Genomic DNA, 23,326 nt, shown 5'->3' on the forward strand with positions numbered 1-23,326 from the left:
GCGGGTTGCGGAGATGGCGTTGGCTATACCAACGCAGCATTGTGCGGGTGCGGATTCTGTTTAAACCAATGTGAAAATTTTGTCACGGCTCTGTTGCTGTTTTTGTCTGCGGCGGCCCTGCCACGGGCACGCCGCTGTGCTCAGATGCGCACATCGCCCCTGGGCCCGGCAATCGCCCAGATCACCAGCCCGATCACCGGCAGCAGGGCGATCAGCAGAATCCACAGCACCTTGACGCCTATCTCGCGGTTACTCTTGATCACATTGAGAATCGCCCAGATATCCAGGGCCAGGATGATCAGGCCAACCAGGCCATTGAATGTCGAACCCATGTCGGTCACTCCCGTTGAACGTTCACGAGGCTGAGCATAGTCAGCTATCAGGGCGATAGAAGGGAATCCTTGGCCGCCTGCGCCGGTCACTGGATAGACTGCTTGTATCCATCAGTTCGAGGTGCCCATGCCCCCTGCCCACACCCAAAGCGCCGCCCCTGCCTCATTGTTCAGTGCCTGGCGGCAACAGGTGATCAACACCCCCTGGCTCAGCGCTGGCCTGGGCGTGAGCCTGCTGGCGGTGATCGTGCTGCTGGCGGCCAGCTTCTGGAATGCAATCAATGGCGACCATGCCGACAACCTGCACCTGGCGCTGCTGGGGGGCCTTTCCGGGTTCGGCGCCACGGCGCTGGGCGCGGTGCTGGCGGTGGTGCTGCGCGACGTCAGCACCCGCAGCCAGGACGTGATGCTCGGCTTTGCCGCCGGCATGATGCTGGCAGCCAGCTCTTTCTCGTTGATTCTGCCGGGCCTGGATGCTGCCCGCGAAATCACCGGCAACGGCCCGGCGGCTGCCTTTACCGTGGTGCTGGGCATGGGCCTTGGCGTGCTGCTGATGCTCGGCCTCGACCGCTTCACCCCCCATGAACACGAGAGCACCGGCCCCTGCGGCCCCGAGGCGGAGCGCATCAGCCGGGTGTGGCTGTTCGTGCTGGCGATCACCTTGCACAACCTGCCCGAGGGCATGGCGATTGGCGTGAGCTTCGCCAATGGCGACATGAACATCGGCCTGCCGTTGACCAGCGCCATCGCCATCCAGGACATCCCCGAAGGCCTGGCCGTGGCCCTGGCTTTGCGCGCCACGGGGCTGTCGAACTTCAAGGCGGCGCTGGTGGCGATCGGCTCGGGCCTGATGGAGCCGCTGGGGGCGGTGATCGGCCTGGGCATCTCCACCGGCTTTGCCCTGGCCTACCCGATCAGCATGGGGCTGGCGGCGGGGGCGATGATCTTCGTGGTGTCCCACGAGGTGATTCCCGAAACCCATCGCAATGGGCACCAGACCTCGGCGACCCTGGGGTTGATGGGCGGGTTTGCGGTGATGATGTTCCTGGATACCGCGCTGGGTTGAGGTTCTGGGTTGGGCATTGCGGCCCTATCGCCGGCAAGCCGGCTCCCACAGGAAACAGCTGTGCAGTACCTGTGGGAGCCGGCTTGCCGGCGATAGGGCCAGTACAATCACCCCATCCACTCAAACGTGAACGGCAACCTTCAATGCCTCCAAGGCCGGCTCCACCTTGATCCCCACCGCAGCGCCCAACTCCTGCACCCGCGCCAGGTCGTGCTGACCCACCATCACCATCTGCAGCTCGTCGTCGAGCAACTGGCTGAAGTTGAGCAGCACATAGCCGCCCGCTTCCTTGTTCAGCGCCCCCATCTGCACCTGGATGCGGTTGAGCGCGGTCAGCGGCTCGGTACGCGCCAGCTGCTTGGGCTTGAGGGTGAACGGCACGCTCTTGTCGAACGAGTCGCTGATGTGCTGGAACAGCTCCTGGAAGCTGTCGGCCTGGAACACCACGGTATCCGGCAGGCTGCCGAGCACCACCCATTCGCCCAGTGGGATCGGGAAGCTGTCGTCGTAATTGATGTCAGGGTTGGCAGCCAGGAAGGCCGCCGGGTCGGCGTAGGCCTGGGCGGCCTCGTCGGCGATGCGCTCGATGTCTTCATCGCGCATGCAGCCGGCAGCGATGAGTTGGATGAATTCGAGCAACTGGTTTTTCATGAACGGGGGCCTGCGACGGGTGAAAAGTCGCCAAGGATAGCCGCAAACGCCCCCGAACGGTTAGCCGGCCAGCGCTTGCAAGCGCGCCGCAGCCTCCACCGCGCCCATGGTCTGCGCCGCCATCAGCGCGGTGACGCCACGGGCATCCTGGTGCGCCGGGTCGGCGCCCTGGGCCAGCAGGTACTCGAGGATGTCGCCGCGGTTGAACATGGCCGCCAGCATCAGTGCCGTGCGCCCGTCCTGGGCGGCGGCGTCCACCGGCACGCCGTGCTCGAGCAACACGCGGATCATCGCCAGGTCACCCTTGAACGCAGCGCCGGCAATCGGCAGCTGGCCATTGTCGTTGGCGATCAACGGATCGGCGCCATGGGCCAGCAATACCTGCACCGCGTCATGATGGCCGTGGTAGCTGGCCAGCATCAGCAGCGTGTCACCCTTGTGGTTGCGCAGGTTGGCTGGCAGGCCGCTGGCCAACAGCCGCTCGAGCATCGCGGCATCGCCCTGGCGGGCGCGTTCGAACACCTGCTCGGCAAAGGCTGCGGTTTCGTCATCGGTCATGATGGCGGGGGCGAGTTGATCGGACATCTGGAACCTCCTGGCAGAAAAGATTGCCCAAGTGTTTGTCAGGCAAGGCCAAGGGGTCAAAGGTTCAGAATCTATGGGGCCGATAGGGATGGCCGGGCTCGTGCAAAATGCACTGTGCAAAATGCACGACCATGCAGCCTGCACGATGGCACTCTAAAAAAAATTACTTAAGCCACTGAATTTACAGGAATTTTTCAAGGAGACTTTTCTGGCACGGTCACTGCAACAGTCAACTCACGTCTGCCCATCTAACAGTCAGGAGTTGATATGGACCTCATCCAGGAAAAGTTCGTCTCGGTGTTCTCGGCTTACCAGGTCGCCACCCAGCCTCGCCCCGATGGTGGCATCCTGCTGACACTTCGCGCCGCTGACGGCAAAGTGACCCGCCGTGTGCTGACCTACGCGCAAATGCACAGTGCCGAGCAGCTGTCCTGGGCTATCAGCGCCATTCGCCGCGACCTGGCGGAACAGGCCAGCGAACTGCCCGTCATTTCGATGCTGCAGAGTCAGCAGCGGTTTGCCCTGCCGACCTATCGATAAGGTTTGTCTGTACCGGCCTCTCGCGGCTGAACCCGCGCCTACACACGGTTGCTGCATTGCCCATAGGGATGGCGGGGCACCGTTGTTGCAGGCGCGGATTGATCCGCGATGAGGCCCGGTCAGACACTACAGCTCATCGATCCCAAGAAACGCCCGCGCCGTTTCGTCCCCGGTAAACCGCGGCTCCCCACCCTGCTCGCTGGCAAACAGCCGCAGCGCCACGCAGAACGGGTTATCCCCCAGCTCCACCCAGCGCCGGGTCTTGGCCGGCACCACCAGCTGGTCGCCCTTCTCGCACAGCACCGCATACACGTTGTCACCCAGGCGCATGCCGACCTGGGCACGGCCGCTCACCACCGCGAACACCTCCTCGGCGTCATGCACATGTTCATCACGAAGGTCGGCCTGCGCCGGCTGCGCGCCATCGCGATCCAGCACGCGGTAGGCCATGCTGCCGTGCGCGGTCATCAGCTGGTCGAGCAACTCGCGGCACTCGCCCAGCACCGCCTGCTCACCGGCGCCCGGGCGCACGCGCAGCGCCAGTGGCTGGTGGGCAAAACGCACGCCCTGTTCGGCCAGCGTCGCGGCGATATCGTCGTGGTGGGTCAGCACCTTGTTCGGCAAGTCCGGGCTGGAGGGGTGGAATACACAGAGGATGCTCATCAGCGGCGTGTCCTGGTCGAGTTCAAACGAGTGGCAATGATAACGGCTGCCGCCAATGCTGCGGCGCTGGCCATACCAAAGGTGAAGGTCGGCCCCAGCCATTTCCAGCTATAGCCCGAATACAGCGCGCCCAACGCACCGCCGGTGCCCGACAGCGCGGCGTACAGGGCCTGGCCCTGGCCTTGCTGGCGCGGGCCGAAACTGGCCTGCACGAAAGCGATCGAGGCCGCGTGGAAGCAGCCGAAGGTCGCCGCATGCAATACCTGGGCAAAAATCAGCACTGCAGGCTCGGCCGCCAGGTTGCCCAACAGCAGCCAGCGCAGCGCCGCCAGCAGGAAGCTCACCAGCAACACCTGCTGGATGCTGAAGCGCGCGAAAATCCGGCTCATGGCCATGAACATCAGCACTTCGGCCACCACCCCCAGCGCCCACAGCAGGCCGATGGCGCCGCGGCTGTAGCCCAGGTGTTCCAGGTGCAGGGTGAGGAAGGTGTAGTAAGGCCCGTGACTGAGCTGCATCAGCGCCACGCAGGCATAGAAGGCGACCACCCCGGGCGCCATCAGCTGGGCCAGGAAGCCGCCCGCCCCCGGGCGCTCGCCCTGCTCCACTGGCCGGGCGTTGGGCACCCAGAGGCTGGCGGCGACGATGCCGGCCATGATCGTCACCAGGGCGACCGGGTAGATGTCCAGGCTCAGCCATTCGAACAACCGCCCCAGGCCCACCACGGTGAGGATGAAACCGATCGAGCCCCACAGCCGCACCTGGCTGTAGCGCGAGGTCTGGCCATGCAGGTGGGCCAGGGTGATGACTTCGAACTGCGGCAGCACCGCGTGCCAGAAGAACGCATGCAGGGCCATCACCAGCGCCAGCCAGGCGTAGCTCTTGCCGAAGAAGATCAGCGAGAAGGTGGCCAGGGTCGACAACGCGCCCAGGCGCACGATCAGCAGGCGCTGGCCCGTGCGATCGCCCAGCCAGCCCCAGAGGTTGGGGGCGATGCAGCGCATCAGCATGGGGATCGCCACCAGCTCGCCGATGCGTGCCGGGGAGAAGCCTAAGTGGTCGAAGTACAGGGCCAGGAATGGGGCCGTCGAGCCCAGCAGGGCGAAGTAGAAAAGGTAGAAGCTGGACAGGCGCCAGTAGGGGATTGGAGTCATCGGAACTCAGTGTGAAGGGTTGTTGCCTGTACCGGCCCTAGCGCCGGCGAGCCGGCTCCCACAGGGTAGCCCATGGATTTCAGGGGATGCTGTGGGAGCCGGCTTGCCGGCGATAGGGCCGGCAAAAGCGAATCAGAGCTGGCCCAATACCGGAGTAGCGACCTTCACCTCGGCATTCTGCCCGCGGTGACGCAGCAGGTGATCCATCAGCACGATGGCCATCATCGCCTCGGCGATCGGCGTGGCGCGGATGCCCACGCACGGGTCATGGCGGCCTTTGGTGATCACCTCGACCGGGTTGCCGTCGACATCGATGGAGCGCCCCGGCACGGTGATGCTGGAAGTCGGCTTCAGCGCCAGGTGGGCGACGATCGGCTGGCCCGAGCTGATCCCGCCGAGAATGCCGCCGGCGTTGTTGCTGAGAAAGCCCTGCGGGGTCATCTCGTCACGGTGCTCGGTGCCGCGCTGGGCAACGCTGGCGAAGCCGGCGCCGATTTCCACGCCCTTGACCGCGTTGATGCTCATCAGCGCATGGGCAAGCTCGGCGTCGAGGCGATCGAAGATCGGCTCGCCCAGGCCCGGCATCACGCCTTCGGCGACCACGGTGATCTTCGCCCCGACCGAGTCCTGGTCACGGCGCAGCTGGTCCATGTAGGCCTCCAGCTCCGGCACCTTGTCCGGGTCGGGGCAGAAGAAGGCGTTGTTTTCCACCGATTCCCAGCCCTTGAACGGGATTTCGATCGGGCCCAGCTGGCTCATGTAGCCGCGCACCTGGATGCCCTGGGTGGCCAGGTACTTCTTGGCGATGGCGCCGGCAGCCACGCGCATGGCGGTTTCACGCGCCGAACTGCGGCCACCGCCGCGGTAGTCGCGGGTGCCGTACTTGTGGTGGTAGGTGTAGTCGGCGTGGGCCGGGCGGAACAGGTCCTTGATCGCCGAGTAGTCCTTGGACTTCTGGTCGGTGTTGCGAATCAGCAGGCCGATCGAGCAGCCGGTGGTGCGGCCTTCGAAGACCCCGGACAGGATCTCCACTTCGTCGGCTTCCTGGCGCTGGGTGGTGTGCCGGCTGGTGCCGGGCTTGCGCCGGTCGAGGTCGTGTTGCAGGTCGGCGAGAGAAATCTCCAGGCCCGGGGGGCAGCCATCGACAATGGCGACCAACGCCGGGCCATGGCTTTCGCCTGCGGTGGTGACAGTGAACAGCTTGCCGTAGGTATTGCCGGACATGGACGCTCCGCGAATCTGCCTGAAGGTGAACGAGAGCGGCAGTATACAGATGGATGGGCCGTCCGTGGCATCCCGGCGGGCGAACCTTCCCGCAAAGACGGGGTCAAACTGCCATCTCCTCATGTAGTACCCCATGATGTCGCGCCTCGTTGCCCTGTTCTTCGTGTTCTGCGCAAGCCTTGCCCAGGCCGCCTCCCCCACCGTGCTGCAACGGCCGATCGACCTGGACACCGGCCAGGGCGTGCTGCACGGCAGCCTGCTGCTGCCGCAACAGGCCACGCCGCCGCCGGTGGTGCTGATCATCGCCGGCTCCGGCCCCACCGACCGCGATGGCAACAACCCGGCCTCGGGGCGCATCGACAACCTCAAGCGCCTGGCCCTGCTGCTGGCCAACGAGCACATCGCCAGCGTGCGCTTCGACAAGCGCGGCGTGGCCGCCAGCCAGCCGGCCACACCCGACGAGCGCGACCTCAGCGTCGAGCGCTACGTCGCCGATGTGGTCGCCTGGAGCCACAAGCTCAAGGCCGACCCACGCTTCGGCCAGCTGATCCTGCTGGGCCACAGCGAAGGTGCGCTGATTGCGAGCCTGGCCGCCGAACAGGCCGGCGCCAGCGCGGTGATCACCCTGGCCGGCAGCGGCCGGCCGATGGCCGATGTGGTACGCGAGCAGCTGGCCCGGCGCCTGCCGCCGGCGCAACTGGCCCGCAGCAGCGCCCTGCTCGACCGCCTGCAGGCCGGGCAGACCAGCCTGGACGTGCCCGCGCCGCTGCGCCAGGTGTTCCGCCCCAGCGTGCAGCCCTACCTGATCACCCTGTTCCGCCAGGACCCGGCGCAAGCCTTCGCTCGCCTGCCCATGCCCGCCCTGATCGTGCAGGGCCGCAACGATGTGCAGGTGGACGTGCTCGACGCCGAACGCCTCAAGGCGGCCAAGCCGGACGCCCAGCTGGTGCTGATCGACGGCATGAACCACATGCTGCGCATCAGCCCCAAGGAAATGCGCCTGCAGCGCGACAGCTACCTCAACCCGGAGCTGCCCCTGGCGCGCGAGCTCGGTGAGCGCGTGGTGACGTTCATTCATCAGCTGCCATCGGCCTGAGGAGATCGCCGCACAATGGCCTCAGGTCCTGGGCGATACGGCCGATAAGCTCGGTATTGGCCTGTATCCGAGAACACCCTGATGACCGATGCCCCCGCTGCCGTAGAGCCGGCCGAAGAGCCGCAAGCCCCGGAAAGCGCCCCGCTGCCCTGGGCCGACCTTGCCGTCGAACACTTCCAGCTGCTGCGCCTGGCGCCGCTGCCCACCGACCGCAACAGCGGCGCGCGGCCGCTGCGTTTCGTCGAGTTCGGCCACGCCGAGCGCCACGACAAGGCCCACAGCCTGCTGCGCATGGAGATCCGCCTGCCCGGGCAGAAGGTGCGCAAGGAGCAGAACCAGCTGGATGTGCGCGTCGACCATGCCGAGCGGCTGGTGCGCATTGGCAGCGACAGCGGCCTGCAACTGGAGCCGCTGAACCGAGGCCTTGGGCGTTTCATGATGGGCCAGGCCGTGCAGTGGCTGCAGCGCAGGTGGCCGAACTACCACGTCGAAGGGATGGCGCTGCCGAACAAGGATGCGCTGAACGAAGACACGCGCCTGCGCCGCGACCGCTTCCTCGGCGCCACCGGTATCGAGGTGGAGTACGCCGACCCGCAGCACCTCAAGGGCCGCACGCTGGAGGCTACCGTCAGCCAGTTGAAGAATGGCTTCAATACCGAGAAGGTGCAGCGGGTGGACATGCTGGAAGCCGCCGGGATGCTGCAGCAGGCCGAGCAGCAGTTGCTGGAGAAGGAAGCCCAGCTGCGCGAGCGCGATGAGCGGGTGGCCAAGTACCGGCGCGAGGACAGTGGGCTGCGCTTTACCATCACTTGCCTGGTGGCGTTCGCGGTGTTTCAGGCGGGGTTGTTGATCTGGATTGCTACGCGTTAGGACTTGGGGGCCGCTCTGCGGCCCTTTCGCGACACAAGGCCGCTCCTACACATGAACGCCGTCCCTGTAGGAGCGGCCTTGTGTCGCGAAAGGGCTGCAAAGCAGCCCCAACCGCTCAGACCCGAGCCTTGAACAGCTCCTGATGCTGGCGGCACTGCTCGGCAGTCAGCATGAACACCCCATGCCCGCCCCGCTCGAATTCCAGCCAGGCAAAGTCCACTTCGGGGTACAGCGCCTCGACATGCACCTGGCTGTTGCCCACCTCGACGATCAGCAAGCCCTTCTCGCTCAGGTGCTCGGCGGCCTCGGCGAGCATCCGCCGCACCAGGTCCAGGCCGTCGTTGCCGCAGGCCAGGCCCATCTCCGGCTCGTGGTGATACTCCGCCGGCATGTCGCCGAAGTCTTCGGCATCCACGTAGGGCGGGTTCGACAGGATCAGGTCGAAACGCTGCCCCGGCAGGCCGTCGAAGCCATCGCCCTGCACGGTGTACACGCGCGCTTCCAGGCCATGGCGCTCGATGTTCTGGTTGGCCACTTCGAGCGCTTCGAAGGACAGGTCGGCCAGCACCACTTCAGCCTCGGGGAACACTTCTGCAGCGACGATACCGATGCAGCCGGAGCCGGTGCACAGGTCGAGGATGCGCGCAGGCTCGGCGGCCAGCCACGGCTCGAAGCGCTTCTCGATCAGCTCGCCGATCGGCGAACGGGGCACCAGCACGCGCTCGTCGACGATGAACGACATACCGCAGAACCACGCCTCACCCAGCAGGTAGGCAGTGGGCACGCGCTCTTCGATGCGGCGCTTGAGCAGGTGCTGCAGGCGTACCCGCTCATCGTCCTCGAGCTGGCAATCGAGGTAGGCGTCGGCCACCTCCCACGGCAGGTGCACGGCACCGAGCACCAGCAAGCGCGCTTCGTCCCAGGCATTGTCGGCACCGTGGCCGAAAAACAGCTCGTGCTCATGGAAGCGGCTGACCGCCCAGCGGATATGGTCGCGCAACGTGCGCAGACGAGATGTGATCACGGGGTACTCCTATTCAGACCGGACAAAAGTCTAACAGCCCTACCCGCACATTTGTTGCCGCGGATCGCCCCGCAGCTAGCCACAGGCCAGTAACCACGCCGCTTGCGATGTCAACCATTCCCATTGACGCCAAGGCAAGGGAGAATAGGTACACAAAAGCCCTACCCAAGGAGCCCTTGATGTCCGTTCCAACCACGATGTTCCGCCTCACTGGCCGCGACTACCCGCCGGCCAAGCTGAGCCAAGCCAGCCTGATCATCATCGATGCGCAAAAAGAGTACCTCAGTGGCCCTCTCGCGCTGTCGGGCATGGACGAGGCCGTGGCCAACATCGCCAGGTTGCTCGACGCCGCCCGCAAGGCTGGCCGCCCGATCATCCATGTACGCCACCTCGGTACCGTAGGCGGGCGTTTCGACCCGCAAGGCCCGGCCGGCGAATTCATCCCGGGCCTCGAGCCGCGCGAGGGTGAAATCGTCATCGAAAAACGCATGCCCAACGCTTTCAAGAACACCAAGCTGCACGAGACCCTGCAGGCCTTGGGGCACCTGGACCTGATCGTCTGCGGTTTCATGAGCCATTCTAGCGTCAGCACCACCGTACGCCGAGCCAAGGACTATGGTTATCGTTGCACCCTGGTGGAAGACGCCTCGGCCACCCGCGACCTGGCGCTCAAGGACCGCGTGATTCCCGCAGCGCAGATCCACGAATGTGAAATGGCCGTGATGGCCGACAACTTTGCCTGTGTCGCGCCTACCGCCAGCCTGATCTGACCGCCCGGCAGCCAGGCGGAACCCGAACGCAGGCGACCGGTCCAATTCCGGATGTCCACAGAGGAAATCGGAATGAAGCTAAAAGGCAGTTTCGACGCCAAGCGCCTGCGCCCACGGCAACCGCGTAACTGGGGTGCGCGCCTGGCGGCTGGCTTGTCGGCCCTGCTTGCCACGCTCGGCGTGCTGCTGGCCATGGCCGGCTTCGCCGGGCTGCTCGGCAACTACTCGGCGCTGGCCGAACTCAATGCCAACCGGCCGCTGGCCGCGGTGATCACCGTGGCCGGGTTGCTGTTGCTGTATCTCGGCGTGCGGTTCTGGCGGCGCAGCCGTATTCGCTTGCGTCGGGGGCGGGAGTTGAACCTGTCGCCGCACTTGATGAAAAAGCACGACTGAACAGTTTCTCTGGCCCCATCGCCGGCAAGCCGGCTCCCACAGGCTTGGCCACACACCTGTGGGAGCCGGCTTGCCGGCGATAGGGCCGGTACTGACGCCACCAGGCTGATGGCGTAAACTACGCCGCCCACGTGGAGGCAGCATGCAAGACGACGATTTTTCCCTGTTCAGCGCCGAGGTGCGCGGCGTCAAGCCGATCAAGCACGACCGCGCCGATATCGGCAAACCCAAGGCCGACCGCAAGCAGCTGGCTGGCCTGCGCCAGGCCGCGACCGTGCGCAGTGACCAGCCGCTGGTGATCGACGGGCTGTCCGACCAGTTCGTCATCGACGTCGGCGCCGAAGACGAGCTGATGTGGCGCCGCGACGGCGTGCAGGAAACCCAGATCCGCAAGCTCAAGCTGGGCCAGATCGCCTTCGAAGGCAGCCTCGACCTGCACGGCATGAGCGTGGAAAAAGCCCGCGAAACCCTGTGGGACTTCATCGCCGAAGCCACCAAGCTGGAGGTGCGCTGCGTGCGCGTGACCCACGGCAAGGCGGCGCGCCTGGACGGCAAGCGGCCAATGATCAAGAGCCACGTCAACACCTGGCTGCGCCAGCACCCGCAAGTGCTCGGCTTCACCTCCTGCCAGGCCCGCCACGGCGGCACCGGGGCGGTGTATGTAATGCTCAAGCGAACCATGATGGAAGGCCGCGACGAGTAACGCCACGCTTGCAGCGTAGGCTTTGCCGCCGTAACCTTCGTTTTTGCGATTTTTTCCCACAGGTAGATCCATGTCCCTGGAACAGAACTATACCGAGATCCTCAGCCAAATCGGCGAGGACGTCTCCCGTGAGGGCCTGCTCGACACGCCCAAGCGGGCTGCAAAGGCCATGAAGTACCTTTGCCGCGGTTATGAGCAGACGCTGGAAGAAGTCACCAACGGCGCCCTGTTCACCTCCGACAACAGCGAGATGGTGCTGGTCCGGGACATCGAGCTGTACTCGATGTGCGAACACCACATGCTGCCCTTCATCGGCAAGGCCCACGTGGCCTACCTGCCCAAGGGCAAGGTGCTGGGCCTGTCCAAGGTTGCGCGGATCGTCGACATGTACGCCCGCCGCCTGCAGATCCAGGAAAACCTCAGCCGCCAGATCGCCGAGGCGGTGCAGCAGGTCACCGGCGCCGCCGGCGTAGCCGTGGTCATCGAAGCCAAGCACATGTGCATGATGATGCGCGGTGTCGAGAAGCAGAATTCGACCATGCTCACCTCGGTGATGCTCGGCGAGTTCCGCGAAAATGCCGCCACCCGCAGCGAGTTCCTCAGCCTGATCAAGTGATCGGCGCGTGACCCGAGCCGGCCCTGTGGGGTCGGCTTTTTCATTTCAGGAGTTGCTACATGATCGTCAAAGCCTTGCGGGTCGGCCTCGGCCAGCTCATCGTGTTCGGCGACTGGATCAGCCGCCCGGCCAAGCGCAAGCGCGATGCCGCGGCCCAGGCGCAGGTCGAGCAGCAGGCCAAAAGCCTTGCGCTGTACCAGTTCCACGCCTGCCCGTTCTGCGTCAAGACCCGCCGCACGCTGCACCGGCTGAACGTGCCGGTGGCGCTGCGCGATGCGAAGAACGATGAAGTGCACCGCCAGGCGCTGCTCGAAGGCGGCGGCCGGGTGAAAGTGCCGTGCCTGCGCATCGAAGAGGCAGGCCAGGTGACCTGGATGTATGAGTCCAAGGCCATCATTGCCTACCTGGACAAGCGCTTTGCTTGATCGATAAATCGCGCTGGCCCTATCGCCGGCAAGCCGGCTCCCACAGGCAGCCCACAAAGTTCGAGCATTGTGGGCTACCGGTGGGAGCCGGCTTGCCGGCGATAGGGCCAGTAAAGCCTCAGTCGACCATCGGCACATGCCGAGGATGCGCGGCCACCCGCTCCAGCCAGGCCCGCACCGCCGGGTAATCGGCCAGCTCGAAGCCACCCTGGTGGGCCACATGGGTGTACGCATACAGCGCCACGTCGGCAATCGAATACTGGTCACCGACCAGGTACGGCGTCATCTGCAACTGCCGTTCCATCACCCGCAGCGCCTTGTAGCCACCCTTGTGCAGCTTGCGGTATTCCTCCACACGCTCGTCCGGCAGGCCCAGGTAGAACTGGATGAACCGCGCCACGGCAATGTACGGCTCATGGCTGTATTGTTCGAAGAACTGCCACTGCAGCACCTGGGTGCGCAAGCGCGGCTCGCTGGGCAGGAACTCGCTGCCGTCGGCCAGGAAGTTGAGAATCGCGTTGGACTCCCACAGGCACGTGCCATCCTCAAGCTGCAGCACCGGCACCTTGCCGTTGGGGTTCATGGCCAGGAATTCGGGCGTTTCGGTCTCGCCCTTGAGTATATCCACCGGGTGCCACTGATACGGCCGATCGAGCAGGCTGAGCATCAGCTTGACCTTGTAGCAGTTGCCCGACTGGTAGTCGCCATAGACCTTGTACATCGCCCCTCCCCTCCCATGCAGTTGCGCGTCAGGGCCCAATAGTTCGCGACTGTACGGCTAAAAGCAATGCCCGCTGTATGACAAGGGTCAAGCAGGCCCGCGTTAGTCTGAAAAAACTGCTTACACATGGACAAGGACCTCTCCCATGACCGATGCCACCTCCGCACGCCTGCGGCCCCTGGCAGACAGCTCCCCGTCGGCGGTGGTCGCCGGCTTCATCGCCATGCTCACAGGCTACACCAGCTCGCTGGTGCTGATGTTCCAGGCCGGCCAGGCGGCGGGCCTGACCAGCGCGCAAATCTCCTCCTGGATCTGGGCCCTGTCGATCGGCATGGCGGTGTGCAGCATCGGCCTGTCGCTGCGCTACCGCACGCCCATCACCATCGCCTGGTCGACACCGGGCGCGGCGCTGCTGATCACCAGCCTGGGCGGGGTCAGCTACCCCGAAGCGATCGGCGCCTACATCACCTGTGCGGTGCTGGTGCTCATCTGCGGCCTGACCGGCAGCTTCGAGCGCCTGGTCAAACGCATCCCCGCCTCGCTGGCGTCAGCCTTGCTGGCCGGCATCCTGTTCAAGATCGGCAGCGAGATCTTCGTCGCCGCGCAACACCGCACGCTGCTGGTGCTGGGCATGTTCTTCAGCTACCTGCTGGTCAAGCGCCTGTCGCCCCGTTACTGCGTGCTGGCCGCATTGCTGGTCGGCACTGCGTTGTCCGGTGCCCTGGGCCTGCTGGACTTCAGCGGTTTCAAGCTGGAGGTGGCCACCCCGGTGTGGACCACGCCGAGCTTCTCGCTGGCCGCCACCATCAGCATCGGCATCCCGCTGTTCGTGGTGGCCATGACCTCGCAGAACATGCCCGGCGTGGCCGTGCTGCGCGCCGATGGCTACCAGGTGCCGGCCTCGCCACTGATTTCGGCCACCGGCTTTGCCTCGCTGCTGCTGGCACCATTCGGCTCGCACGGGGTCAACCTGGCGGCGATCAGTGCGGCCATCTGCACCGGGCCACATGCCCATGAAGACCCGAGCAAGCGCTACACCGCGGCGGTGTGGTGCGGGATCTTCTACGGCATTGCCGGGGTGTTCGGCGCCACGCTGGCGGCGTTGTTCGCGGCGCTGCCCAAGGAGCTGGTGCTGTCGATCGCGGCGCTGGCGTTGTTCGGCTCGATCATGAACGGGCTGACCGTGGCTATGGGCGAGGCACGCGAGCGTGAGGCGGCGCTGATTACCTTCATGGTGACAGCGTCGGGGTTCACCTTGTTCTCGATCGGCTCGGCGTTCTGGGGGATCGTTGCCGGGGTGCTGACCTTGCTGATCCTGAGCCCGCGCAAGGGTTGAATGTTTGTACCGCCTGTACCGGCCCTATCGCCGGCAAGCCGGCTCCCACATTGAGCATTGCGCGTTACCTGTGGGAGCCGGCTTGCCGGCGATAGGGCCAGGCATTCACAAACGGAAATGCCCCACCATCCCCTTCAAGTCACTGCCCAGCTGCGCCAACTCGACACTGGACTGGGCATTGCCCTGCATCGCCAGCGCCGCCTGATCGGCACTCTCGCGAATCTGCGTGACGCTGCGGCTGATCTCCTCGGCCACCGAACTCTGCTGCTCGGCCGCCGCCGCAATTTGCTGGTTCATCTGCTGGATCAACGACACCGCCCCGGCGATGCTGCCCAACGCACTTTCCGTATGCAGCGCATCGGCCACGGCCAGGCGCACCAGCTCGGTACTGCCGCGGATCTGCGCCACCGACTGCTGGGCGTTGCCGCGCAGGCTGGCGACCAGGCGCTCGATCTCCTCGGTCGATTGCCGGGTACGCCGGGCCAAGGCGCGCACCTCATCGGCCACCACCGCGAAGCCGCGCCCCTGCTCGCCCGCCCGCGCCGCCTCGATCGCTGCATTGAGCGCCAGCAGGTTGGTCTGCTCGGCCACGCTCTTGATCACCGCCAGCACATCGCCAATGGTATGGATCTCGGCGCTCAGGCTGTCGATGCCGGCACTGGCGGTTTCCGCCGCCGCTGCCAGCTGCTCGATGCGCTGCATGCTCTGGCGCACCACCTGCTGCCCGGAATCGACCTTGGCATCGGCAGCCTGGGCGGCCAGCGCCGCCTCCTCGGCATTGCGCGCCACATCGTGCACGGTGGCGGTCATCTGCTGCATGGCGGTGGCCACCTGCTCGGTTTCTTCCTTCTGGCTGCCCACTTCGCGGTTGGTCTGTTCGGTGACGGCCGAAAGCGCCTGGGCGCTGCCGGCCAATTGCTCGATGCCCTGCTGCAAGCCACTGACAATGCCCGACAACCCAGCGGCCATATGCTGCATGGCTTGCAGCAGCTGGCCGACTTCATCGTTGCGCGGCGCTTCAGGCTCCAGGCCCAACTCACCGGCGGCAATGCGCTGGGCGCGGGCGATCACCCGCTTGAGCGGGCCGACCACCGCGCGGGTGATCAACCAGGCGGCCAGCACGCCCACCAGCAGCGCCAGGCCGGTGGCTGCCGCAATGGCCACGGCATTGCGCGCCAGCTCACCCTGCATCGCCTGTTCTTCGCCCACATAGGCCTGCTCGACCCGCCCGGTCACCTGCTCGGCGCTGGCCTGCAACTGCACCTTCAGGCCCTGCTCCTTGCCCAGCAGGTCGGTGTACTCGTTGAGCTTGTCGGAGAAGCTGGCAATGTGGCCGGCCACTTCGCCCAGCACGCCCTGGTAACCGGCATCGGCCACCGCCGCCTTGAGCTGCTCGACCAACGCCGCCGCCTCGAGCGTCTGGGCGATACGCCCTTGGCTGGCGTCCGCATCGCCCTTGCGGCTCTGCTCCAGGCGCACCCGGGCCTGGTCCATGGCCTGCAGCATCAGCCGTGACACCTGCGACACCTGGGCCGATTGCTCGAGGAATTCACTGCCTTGCTGGCCCTGGGACTGCTTGAGGGTGTAGGCGCCATCATCGGCCAACCCCGCCTGCATCACATCGAGGTTGTTGGCCACGCTGGACACCGACCAGCTGGCCATGTCCAGCGCCAGCTCCTTGGCCTGCACCACCTCGACGAAGGCGTCGAACGCCTGGCCATAGGCCGCAAGGTCCGCTTCGGCCGCCGCCAGCGCCGGCAAACCGCGGGCGCGTTCACTCAGGTTGCGCAAGCCGCTGCGCAAGGCCTCGGCCTGCTCGCTGTCGGAGCGCAGGGCAAAGGCCTGCTCGTGCTGGCGCAGGCGCAGCAGGTCGGTGTTGAACTGGCCCAGCTCGCGCAGGCTGTCGAAGCGCTGGCCGACACTGTGCAAGGCCGCGATGCCGATACCCGCCACCGCCAGGGTCAGCAGCAACACCAGGGCAAAGCCCAGGCCCATCTTGCGGGCCATACCCAGGTTGGCCAGAACACCGTGCCTGCTCGCCGCCATCGCCGATCCCCTTCACTTTGTCAGGTTTTCCCGAGGGCCAAGCGTGGCAACCTTGCCAGCCCACGCACAAGCGCTTGAGGTCACAATAGTGTCAAATGGCTATGTGCGTGTCGTTTTCAGCGTGCTGGAGGTCGCCCTGCGTGCTGAAGGAAGGCTTGGGCGCGCGAGTCCTGCCCATAGGCGACATTGATCCGCAGCCAGTCGCTGGGCTGGCCGTGGTAATCGAAGGCGCTGCCGGGGGTGAGCAGCACTGACTGTTCGCCCGCCAGCCGCTCCAGGCTGGCGAAATCGCGCCCAGGCACCCGCGCCCAGACGAACATGCCGCCCAATGGCTCGCAGAACACCTCCCAGCCGTATTGCTCCAGTTGCCCCAGCAGCTTGGCCATGTGCTGCCCCAGGCGCAGGCGCAGGCGCTGCACGCTCTTGCGGTAGCTGCCCGTGGCCAGCATCTGCCCCACCACCTGCTCGGCGAAGCGCGAAGTGCCGATGCCGGTGACCATCTTCAGCTCGGCCAGGCGCGCCAGCAACGGCGGGTCGGCCACCAGGTAGCCGACCCGCAGCGAACTGCTCAGGGTTTTGGAAAAACTGCCCATGTAGATCACCCGCTGTTCACTGTCCAAGGTGGCCAGGCGAGTGGCCGGGCCTTCCTGGAAGTCGGCATAGATATCGTCCTCGACGATGCGCAGGTCGTGCTCGCGCGCCAGCTCCAGCAGCCGGTAGGCCACCTTGGGCGTAAGGCTGGTGCCGGTCGGGTTCTGGTACAGGCTGTTGATGAACAGGCAGCGCGGGCGGTGTTCGGCCAGCAGCCGTTCGAGCACTGCCAGGTCCGGGCCGACCGCCGTGCGCGGCACCGGCAGCATGTGCACCTGGTGCTGGCGCAACAGGTTGTAGAGGTTGTAGTAGCCGGGGTTTTCCACCAGCACCGTGTCGCCGGGGCGCAGCAGGGTGCGCACCAGCAGGTCCAGGGCATGGCTTGCGCCTTGGGTGGTGAGGATGCGTTCTGGCCCTGCGTTGATGTCCACGCGCGCCAGGCGCTTGTGCAGTTGCAGGCGCAGGTTGGCCAGGCCCAGCGGCGGGCAATAGTCGAACAGCTCCTGGGCGTTGCCGCGGCTTACCTGGCGGATCGCCTGGGCCAGCTCGGCGTCCGCGCGCCAGGCGGTGGGCAGCCAGCCGCAGCCGAGCTTGAGCAGTTGCTCGTGGCCCTCACGGAACTGGCGCCAGCTGCCGTCCCCGGCTTCACCCCAGACCGGCAGGTCCTCCAGGGCCTGCCCCAGCTTGCGCTCGGCGACGAAAAAACCCGTGCCGTGGCGCGCCTCCAGCCAGCCGCTGGCGACCAGGCGGTCGTAGGCCTCGATCACGCAGGAGGCGCTCACAGCCTGGGTGCGGGCCAAGGTGCGAATCGACGGCAGGCGGGTGCCGGGGCGCAAGCGCTGCTGCTCGATCCAGGTTTGCAGATGGTCAGTGAGTTGCTGCACTAGGGGGGTTTGGCTTTGGCGGTCGAGGGGCAAGTGCATGGCTTGAGTGTTCGGCTATTTTGAGCGAACAGTTAAGCATAAATGGGGGATGTGTGTGCCTTGCTGAGGGATTGGCCGGATAGCAAGGTGTCAGTACCGGCCCTTTCGCGGGGCAAGCCCGCTCCCACAGGTATTGCACAGCTCTTCAATCCTGTGGTGTACCTGTGGGAGCGGGCTTGCCCCGCGAAAGGGCCGGCAAAGACAACCCAAAACCAGGATCAGCCCCATGCCCTCCAACCCCGCCCTGCTGGCCTTCGCCCTCTGCCTGATCACCCTGGCAGTGAACCTGCAGGCCCCGCTCTACATCACCTACGCCGACCTCTCTGGCCAAGGCGCCGCCGCCACCGCCGTGGCCTTCTCCGGCTATGTGCTGGGCGTGCTGCCCGTGCTGCTGGCCCTGGGTGGCCTGGCCGACCGGGTCGGGCGCCGGCCACTGGTGCTGGCGGCCCTGCTGCTGTCGATGCTCGCCACCCTGCTCATGCTGCTCGCCCCCAGCCTGCAGACCCTGGGCCTGGCGCGCCTGTGCCTGGGGCTCGGTACTGGCCTGGCCTCGGCCACCGCCACCGCCTACATGGGCGAGCTGATGGGTGCCGATAGCAGCGCCCGCGCTGCCAACTGGGTCACCGCCAGCACCTCGCTGGGCTTTGGCCTTGGCGCGGCGCTGACCAGCCTGTTTCTGCTGCGCGGCCCGAGCCTCACGCCCGGCAGCTTCCACCTGCAAATCATGCTCGCGGCCATTGCCCTGGTGCTGGTCTGGCGCCTGCCCGATCCCAGCCCCAAGCAACGCAGCGCCATGCTGCGCCTGCCCCTCTACCCGGCCGGCAGCCTCGTGTATGGCCTGGCCATTCTGCTGGCCTGGGCGTGCGTGGGCCTGGTCATCGCCCTGCTCCCGGGCATCCTGCGCCAGCACGGCCTGAGTGACTGGTCGGGCTTTTCGACCTTCTGCGTGATCAGCTGCGGCCTGCTGTTCCAGCCGCTGGCGCGGCGCCTGGCCAATGCCAAGGCCACCCTGCTGGGCCTGGCCATCCTGCCGTGCAGCTACGCGCTGCTGGCCTGGGGCGCAGACCGTGGGCAATTGAGCGCCGTGCTGTTGGGCGCGGTGGCAGCGAGCAGCGCGTGCTACGGGTTCATCTACCTGGGCGGGCTGGCAGCGGTGAACCAGCTGGCCGGCCGCGAGAAGACCCGGGCCAGTGCCGGCTTCTTCCTGCTGGCCTACCTGGGGTTCAGCTTGCCGGTGATCTTCACCGGGGTGCTGAGTGACCGGCTGGGGTCGCGGGTGGCCCTGCTGGTGTTTGGCGCGGTGCTGGTGCTGGGGTGCGCCGCTGTTGCTGTCGCCTTGCGGTTGGCTGCCCGCGACAGCGCCCGCGCCGAGCCACTCAGATTGCAGTAGCGCCGCCGTCCACGGTCAGGCTATGGCCGGTGGTGAACGCCGCCCCATCGCTGCACAGGTACAGCACCGCGCTGGCAATTTCCTCGACCTTGCCGATGCGCCCGACCGGGTGCATGGCGGCGGCGAACTCGGCCTTGCGCGGGTCGGCCTCGTAGGCGCGGCGGAACATGTCGGTATCGATCACCGCCGGGCACACGGCATTCACCCGGATGCCCTTCTTGGCATACTCGATGGCCGCCGACTTGGTCAGGCCGATCACGGCATGCTTGGAGGCGCTGTAGATGCTCATCTTCGGCGCCGCACCCAGCCCGGCCACCGAGGCGGTGTTGACGATCGCGCCACCGCCTTGGGCCAGCAGCAGCGGCAGCTGGTACTTCATGCACAGCCACACGCCCTTGACGTTGACCCCCATGATGGCGTCGAACTCGGCTTCGCTGCCCTCGGCCAGGCGGCTCTGCTCGATCTCGATGCCGGCGTTGTTGTAGGCGTAGTCCAGGCGGCCGTAGGCCTGAATGGCCTGCTCATGCAAGTGGCGCACTTCGGCGTCCTTGGTCACATCACAGGCCACGAACAACGCCTGGCCGCCGGCCTCGCGAATCTGCGCCACCGTGGCCTCACCGCCCACCGGGTCCAGGTCGGCCACCACCACCTTCAGCCCCTCGCGGGCAAAGGCCAGTGCCGTGGCGCGGCCGATACCTGCCGCGCCGCCGGTGACCAGGGCTACCTGGCCGGAAAAGGTCATGCTCATGGGTTGCTCCTGATCGTGAAATATCGGCCATGAGTCTAGTCAGCCCACCGCCTGGCTGGGCAGCATCATCAGGGCAACAGTTGGGCTACCATGCTTACCAGTGATTTTGCAGACCAACGAGCATCACCCGGTTAAATTGCCTTCTTCTACCCCTGCCCACAAGGACCCCGCCATGAGCCAGAGCAACCGCCGCTTCCTGCTAGCCAAACGCCCGGTCGGCGCCGTGCGTCGCGACGACTTCACCTTCGAGACGGTGCCCGCCCAGGCGCCGGGCGCGGGGCAGATCCAGGTGCGCAACCTGTACCTGTCGCTGGACCCGGCCATGCGCGGCTGGATGAACGAAGGCAAGTCGTACATCCCACCCGTGGCCCTCGGTGAGGTGATGCGCGCCCTCGGCGTGGGAGAAGTGGTGGCCTCCAACCACCCCGACTACAAACCCGGTGACCACGTCAGCGGCGCCCTCGGCGTGCAGGACTACTTCACCGGCCAACCCCAGGGCCTGTACAAGATCGACCCCCGGCTTGCCCCGCTGCCGCGCTACCTCTCGGCCCTGGGCATGACCGGCATGACCGCCTACTTCGCCCTGCTCGAAGTTGGCCAGCCCAAGGCCGGCGATACCATGGTCATCTCCGGTGCAGCCGGCGCGGTGGGCAGCATCGTCGGCCAGATCGCCAAGCTCAAGGGCTGCCACGTGGTCGGCATCGCCGGTGGCGCGCAGAAGTGCCAGTACCTCAAGGATGAGCTGGGCTTCGACGGCGTCATCGACTACAAGGCCGAGGACGTGCTCGCCGGCCTCAAGCGCGAATGCCCCAAGGGCGTGGACGTGTATTTCGACAACGTCGGTGGCGAAATCCTCGATGCAGTGCTCACCCGCATCAACTTCAAGGCCCGCATCGTCATCTGCGGGGCGATCAGCCAGTACAACAACAAGGAAGCGGTCAAAGGCCCGGCCAACTACCTGGCGCTGCTGGTGAACCGCGCGCGCATGGAAGGCTTTGTGGTCACGGACCATGCCAAGGAGTACGGCAAGGCGGCGCAGGAGATGGCCGGGTGGCTGGCCGCGGGCAAGGTCAAGAGCAAGGAAGATGTGGTGGAGGGGCTGGAGACGTTCCCCGAGACGCTGCTCAAGCTGTTCAGCGGGGAGAATTTTGGCAAGCTGGTTCTTAAAGTTTGAATCTGCCCAGGCCAAGGCAAATAGGGTGACGCTGGGATTATGCTTAGGTATAAAGTGGCAAAACCGAAGCACCCTGACCCTGAGCACTCATGACAGCGCAACATAGCAGCCCCAAAAACCTCGATATAGAGGTGCTCCGAGCCTATGCAATATCGATCACGCTTGTCGCTCACTTGGGTGTCTTGCATCCAGACTGGTACAGCTGGACCAGTTATTTCTGGCTGGGTGGTGGAGTAGATCTGTTCTTTGCAATCTCCGGTTTTCTCATAACAGCAACATTGCTGAAGGCATTTTCCACCGGCCAATCCTTCAGGATCATCGCGGGGACTTTTTGGGTACGCCGGCTGTTCAGGTTATGGCCAGCCGCGCTGACCTGGTCAACGTTGACACTGCTTTTGACGCTAGGCTTCGATGTCTCCAGAACCTTCGGCCCTGAACAGGCGATGTTCGAGTCCTGGCTCTATGGAGCACTCAACCTGCAAAACCTCCATATCTGGTCAGTCGGCAACTCCGGGGGAGTTGCTACGCCACTGTGGCACTATTGGAGCCTGTCATTGGAGGAGCAATTCTATTTATTGCTGCCCATGGTGCTCGCACTGGTTACCAATAGAAAAACCCTGATTATTCCAGTGATCATGATTGCCCTGTATCAGTCGATACAGATTCGGCCCTGGGGGACACTTCTGTGGTTCATTCGCAGCGACGCCCTGCTGCTAGGTGTAGCCAGCGCCCTGGCCTGGCACTATTACGCTGACCGCCTCTCGTCCTGGTTCACGGCCTTGGGGAAAAAGACCGTGACGGTCATTTTCGTCCTGAGCCTACCCCTGCCCGTTGTCCTTGCCAACGCGAGCTGGTCCTCGTTCTACATGGGCTTGGTCGCTATCAGCGCCGGTGCAGTCGTGTTCATTGCATCAGCCAATTCGAACCTCAGCGAGCCTGCAGGAAGGGTGCAGGAACTGATGATTTACCTCGGTTCACGCTCCTACTCCATCTATCTCATCCACAACCCCATGTTTGCATTGACCAGAGAGCTGTGCCTGCATTCGGGGCTCACCGACCTGACATCGACGGCAGCCAGGCTGGGCGCTTTGGCATTAGCACTTGCGATGACACTGCTGCTTGCCGAATGCTCATTGCGCATCATCGAGAACCCACTCAGGCAATTCGGGGCAACGCTTTCAAAGCGACTCACTGATAAAGCCGGCGTAGCAGTCACCAGTTGATATCAAGCCCTGAGGGGTTGACCATGCTCTGGCTTATTTACCGAGCAGAAGTGGTGAAACTGTCTCAGTGGCTCGTGCATCGCGATGGTGCGATGGAAAACACCGTCGCATCGGGGGATTCGCCTTGCGGCGCATGCGGGTTGCCCCTGTGCTGCCTGGATCTTGTAAGATTGGCCATCGCCACTGAACCCAGTGACTGGATTTACAGAGATGACCATGATCAAGATCACCCCCACCATCGAGTGCTCCAACACCGCCCCGTTCGTCCTCTTCGGCGGCATCAACGTGCTGGAATCCGAGGACTTGGCCCTGACCGCCTGCGCCGAATACGTTCGGGTTACCGAGAAACTGGGCATCCCTTACGTGTTCAAGGCCAGCTTCGACAAGGCCAACCGGTCCTCGATCCACTCTTTCCGTGGCCCGGGCCTGGAAGAAGGCCTGCGCATCTTTGAGAAGGTCAAAGCTGAGTTCGGCGTCCCGATCATTACTGACGTGCACGAGATCTATCAGTGCGCGCCAGTAGCCGAAGTGGTCGATGTGCTGCAGCTGCCTGCGTTCCTCGCTCGCCAGACTGACCTGGTGGTGGCGCTGGCCAAGACCGGCAAACCGGTCAACATCAAGAAACCGCAGTTCCTCAGCCCGTCGCAGATGCAAAACATCGTGCACAAGTTCAAGGAAGCCGGTAACGACCAGCTGATCCTGTGCGACCGTGGCACCTGCATGGGCTACGACAACCTGGTTGTCGACATGCTGGGCTTTGGCGTGATGAAGCGCACCTGTGACGACTTGCCGATCATCTTCGACGTAACCCACGCCCTGCAAAACCGCGACCCGTCCGGTGCGGCCTCCGGTGGCCGCCGCGAACAGGTCGTCGACCTGGCCCGTGCCGGCATGGCGGTTGGCCTGGCTGGGCTGTTCCTGGAGGCTCATCCGAACCCGGACCAGGCCAAGTGCGACGGCCCGAGCGCCCTGCCACTGGACAAGCTGGAGCCGTTCCTGGCGCAGATCAAGGCGCTGGACGACCTAATCAAAGGCTTCCAGCCGCTGGTTATTGCCTGATTC

At 65.1% G+C, this 23,326-nt stretch carries 25 protein-coding genes and 1 pseudogene; 14 read left to right on the forward strand and 12 right to left on the reverse strand.

The window, feature by feature from the left end:
* Positions 1–140: 140 nt before the first annotated feature.
* Entirely contained in the window at positions 141–332 is a 192-nt protein-coding gene (locus ACIPG5_RS14725; RefSeq protein WP_176512026.1) for a PLDc N-terminal domain-containing protein, read from the reverse strand.
* A gap of 127 nt (positions 333–459) precedes the next feature.
* Between ACIPG5_RS14725 and ACIPG5_RS14730 the strand changes: the two genes are divergently transcribed.
* Positions 460–1,398 carry a ZIP family metal transporter gene (locus ACIPG5_RS14730; protein WP_286913033.1) on the forward strand — a complete coding sequence of 313 codons (939 nt, stop codon included), beginning with the start codon at positions 460–462 and terminating at the stop codon, positions 1,396–1,398.
* Between the two features lie 120 nt (positions 1,399–1,518).
* Here the strand turns inward: ACIPG5_RS14730 and ACIPG5_RS14735 are convergent, their stop codons facing one another.
* Together ACIPG5_RS14735 and ACIPG5_RS14740 are read right to left on the reverse strand one after the other, a co-directional pair.
* The gene (locus tag ACIPG5_RS14735; protein ID WP_401375964.1) at positions 1,519–2,049 is read right to left on the reverse strand and encodes a hypothetical protein; all 531 of its coding nucleotides are present in this window, start codon (positions 2,047–2,049) and stop codon (positions 1,519–1,521) included.
* A gap of 60 nt (positions 2,050–2,109) precedes the next feature.
* A complete protein-coding gene (locus ACIPG5_RS14740; RefSeq protein ID WP_401375967.1) occupies positions 2,110–2,634 on the reverse strand; it encodes an ankyrin repeat domain-containing protein in 525 nt (174 codons plus the stop codon).
* Between the two features lie 267 nt (positions 2,635–2,901).
* Between ACIPG5_RS14740 and ACIPG5_RS14745 the strand changes: the two genes are divergently transcribed.
* On the forward strand, positions 2,902–3,174 hold the full coding sequence (locus ACIPG5_RS14745) for a DUF3509 domain-containing protein (protein ID WP_176512022.1): 273 nt from the start codon (positions 2,902–2,904) through the stop codon (positions 3,172–3,174).
* A gap of 126 nt (positions 3,175–3,300) precedes the next feature.
* Here the strand turns inward: ACIPG5_RS14745 and ACIPG5_RS14750 are convergent, their stop codons facing one another.
* The 3 genes from ACIPG5_RS14750 to aroC form a co-directional block, all read right to left on the reverse strand.
* Positions 3,301–3,837 (reverse strand): oxidase, encoded by a 537-nt coding sequence (locus tag ACIPG5_RS14750; protein ID WP_286913029.1) that lies wholly within the window; start codon positions 3,835–3,837, stop codon positions 3,301–3,303.
* Complete coding sequence (locus ACIPG5_RS14755; RefSeq protein WP_236236148.1) at positions 3,837–4,991, reverse strand: MFS transporter; 1,155 nt, start codon at positions 4,989–4,991, stop codon at positions 3,837–3,839. The genes ACIPG5_RS14750 and ACIPG5_RS14755 overlap by 1 nt, the downstream gene beginning before the upstream one ends.
* Before the next feature lie 132 nt (positions 4,992–5,123).
* Positions 5,124–6,215, reverse strand: a complete 1,092-nt coding sequence (gene aroC / locus ACIPG5_RS14760) for a chorismate synthase (RefSeq protein WP_176512019.1) — start codon at positions 6,213–6,215, stop codon at positions 5,124–5,126.
* Positions 6,216–6,348: 133 nt separating this feature from the next.
* On the opposite strand from aroC, the gene ACIPG5_RS14765 reads away from it, so the two are divergent.
* Together ACIPG5_RS14765 and ACIPG5_RS14770 are read left to right on the forward strand one after the other, a co-directional pair.
* Positions 6,349–7,311: an alpha/beta hydrolase gene (locus ACIPG5_RS14765; protein ID WP_286913026.1), complete on the forward strand. Its 963-nt coding sequence runs from the start codon at positions 6,349–6,351 to the stop codon at positions 7,309–7,311.
* Between the two features lie 81 nt (positions 7,312–7,392).
* A complete protein-coding gene (locus ACIPG5_RS14770) occupies positions 7,393–8,181 on the forward strand; it encodes a hypothetical protein (RefSeq protein ID WP_401375972.1) in 789 nt (262 codons plus the stop codon).
* 115 nt (positions 8,182–8,296) lie between these two features.
* On the opposite strand, the gene prmB is transcribed toward ACIPG5_RS14770, so the two are convergent.
* A complete protein-coding gene (prmB, locus tag ACIPG5_RS14775; RefSeq protein WP_176512016.1) occupies positions 8,297–9,205 on the reverse strand; it encodes a 50S ribosomal protein L3 N(5)-glutamine methyltransferase in 909 nt (302 codons plus the stop codon).
* Positions 9,206–9,384: 179 nt separating this feature from the next.
* Between prmB and ACIPG5_RS14780 the strand changes: the two genes are divergently transcribed.
* From ACIPG5_RS14780 to ACIPG5_RS14800, 5 genes are all read left to right on the forward strand, one after another.
* Positions 9,385–9,975: a cysteine hydrolase family protein gene (locus ACIPG5_RS14780; protein WP_176512015.1), complete on the forward strand. Its 591-nt coding sequence runs from the start codon at positions 9,385–9,387 to the stop codon at positions 9,973–9,975.
* Positions 9,976–10,047: 72 nt separating this feature from the next.
* Entirely contained in the window at positions 10,048–10,368 is a 321-nt protein-coding gene (locus ACIPG5_RS14785) for a hypothetical protein (RefSeq protein ID WP_176512014.1), read from the forward strand.
* Positions 10,369–10,510: 142 nt separating this feature from the next.
* Complete coding sequence (locus ACIPG5_RS14790) at positions 10,511–11,071, forward strand: Smr/MutS family protein (protein ID WP_176512013.1); 561 nt, start codon at positions 10,511–10,513, stop codon at positions 11,069–11,071.
* Positions 11,072–11,141: 70 nt separating this feature from the next.
* Entirely contained in the window at positions 11,142–11,687 is a 546-nt protein-coding gene (gene folE / locus ACIPG5_RS14795; RefSeq protein WP_008093613.1) for a GTP cyclohydrolase I FolE, read from the forward strand.
* A gap of 59 nt (positions 11,688–11,746) precedes the next feature.
* Complete coding sequence (locus ACIPG5_RS14800) at positions 11,747–12,112, forward strand: glutaredoxin (protein ID WP_176512012.1); 366 nt, start codon at positions 11,747–11,749, stop codon at positions 12,110–12,112.
* Between the two features lie 118 nt (positions 12,113–12,230).
* Here the strand turns inward: ACIPG5_RS14800 and ACIPG5_RS14805 are convergent, their stop codons facing one another.
* The gene (locus tag ACIPG5_RS14805; protein ID WP_236236141.1) at positions 12,231–12,833 is read right to left on the reverse strand and encodes a glutathione S-transferase family protein; all 603 of its coding nucleotides are present in this window, start codon (positions 12,831–12,833) and stop codon (positions 12,231–12,233) included.
* A gap of 145 nt (positions 12,834–12,978) precedes the next feature.
* Here ACIPG5_RS14805 and ACIPG5_RS14810 point away from each other — a divergent pair, with 145 nt between their 5' ends.
* Entirely contained in the window at positions 12,979–14,169 is a 1,191-nt protein-coding gene (locus ACIPG5_RS14810; protein ID WP_176518171.1) for a benzoate/H(+) symporter BenE family transporter, read from the forward strand.
* A 105-nt stretch (positions 14,170–14,274) separates the two neighbouring features.
* On the opposite strand, the gene ACIPG5_RS14815 is transcribed toward ACIPG5_RS14810, so the two are convergent.
* From ACIPG5_RS14815 to ACIPG5_RS14825, 3 genes and pseudogenes are all read right to left on the reverse strand, one after another.
* Positions 14,275–15,147 carry a methyl-accepting chemotaxis protein gene (locus ACIPG5_RS14815; protein WP_401376178.1) on the reverse strand — a complete coding sequence of 291 codons (873 nt, stop codon included), beginning with the start codon at positions 15,145–15,147 and terminating at the stop codon, positions 14,275–14,277.
* A gap of 36 nt (positions 15,148–15,183) precedes the next feature.
* Positions 15,184–16,215: pseudogene (locus ACIPG5_RS14820) on the reverse strand (methyl-accepting chemotaxis protein); the annotation flags it as partial.
* A gap of 116 nt (positions 16,216–16,331) precedes the next feature.
* The gene (locus ACIPG5_RS14825) at positions 16,332–17,729 is read right to left on the reverse strand and encodes a PLP-dependent aminotransferase family protein (protein ID WP_401375978.1); all 1,398 of its coding nucleotides are present in this window, start codon (positions 17,727–17,729) and stop codon (positions 16,332–16,334) included.
* Positions 17,730–17,955: 226 nt separating this feature from the next.
* On the opposite strand from ACIPG5_RS14825, the gene ACIPG5_RS14830 reads away from it, so the two are divergent.
* Complete coding sequence (locus ACIPG5_RS14830; RefSeq protein ID WP_401375980.1) at positions 17,956–19,119, forward strand: MFS transporter; 1,164 nt, start codon at positions 17,956–17,958, stop codon at positions 19,117–19,119.
* On the opposite strand, the gene ACIPG5_RS14835 is transcribed toward ACIPG5_RS14830, so the two are convergent.
* The gene (locus tag ACIPG5_RS14835; protein ID WP_176514147.1) at positions 19,106–19,867 is read right to left on the reverse strand and encodes an SDR family oxidoreductase; all 762 of its coding nucleotides are present in this window, start codon (positions 19,865–19,867) and stop codon (positions 19,106–19,108) included. The two genes, ACIPG5_RS14830 and ACIPG5_RS14835, sit on opposite strands and share 14 nt — an antisense overlap.
* 172 nt (positions 19,868–20,039) lie before the next feature.
* On the opposite strand from ACIPG5_RS14835, the gene ACIPG5_RS14840 reads away from it, so the two are divergent.
* The 3 genes from ACIPG5_RS14840 to kdsA all read left to right on the forward strand — a co-directional run bounded on the left by ACIPG5_RS14840 (position 20,040) and on the right by kdsA (position 23,323).
* The gene (locus ACIPG5_RS14840; RefSeq protein ID WP_401375983.1) at positions 20,040–21,041 is read left to right on the forward strand and encodes an NADP-dependent oxidoreductase; all 1,002 of its coding nucleotides are present in this window, start codon (positions 20,040–20,042) and stop codon (positions 21,039–21,041) included.
* Positions 21,042–21,130: 89 nt separating this feature from the next.
* Positions 21,131–22,264: an acyltransferase gene (locus ACIPG5_RS14845; RefSeq protein WP_176514151.1), complete on the forward strand. Its 1,134-nt coding sequence runs from the start codon at positions 21,131–21,133 to the stop codon at positions 22,262–22,264.
* A 216-nt stretch (positions 22,265–22,480) separates the two neighbouring features.
* The gene (gene kdsA / locus ACIPG5_RS14850; protein ID WP_176514234.1) at positions 22,481–23,323 is read left to right on the forward strand and encodes a 3-deoxy-8-phosphooctulonate synthase; all 843 of its coding nucleotides are present in this window, start codon (positions 22,481–22,483) and stop codon (positions 23,321–23,323) included.
* The last annotated feature ends 3 nt before the right edge of the window (positions 23,324–23,326 follow it).

It is taken from the genome of Pseudomonas sp. NPDC087029, assembly GCF_044745345.1.
Lineage (GTDB): Bacteria > Pseudomonadota > Gammaproteobacteria > Pseudomonadales > Pseudomonadaceae > Aquipseudomonas > Aquipseudomonas faucium.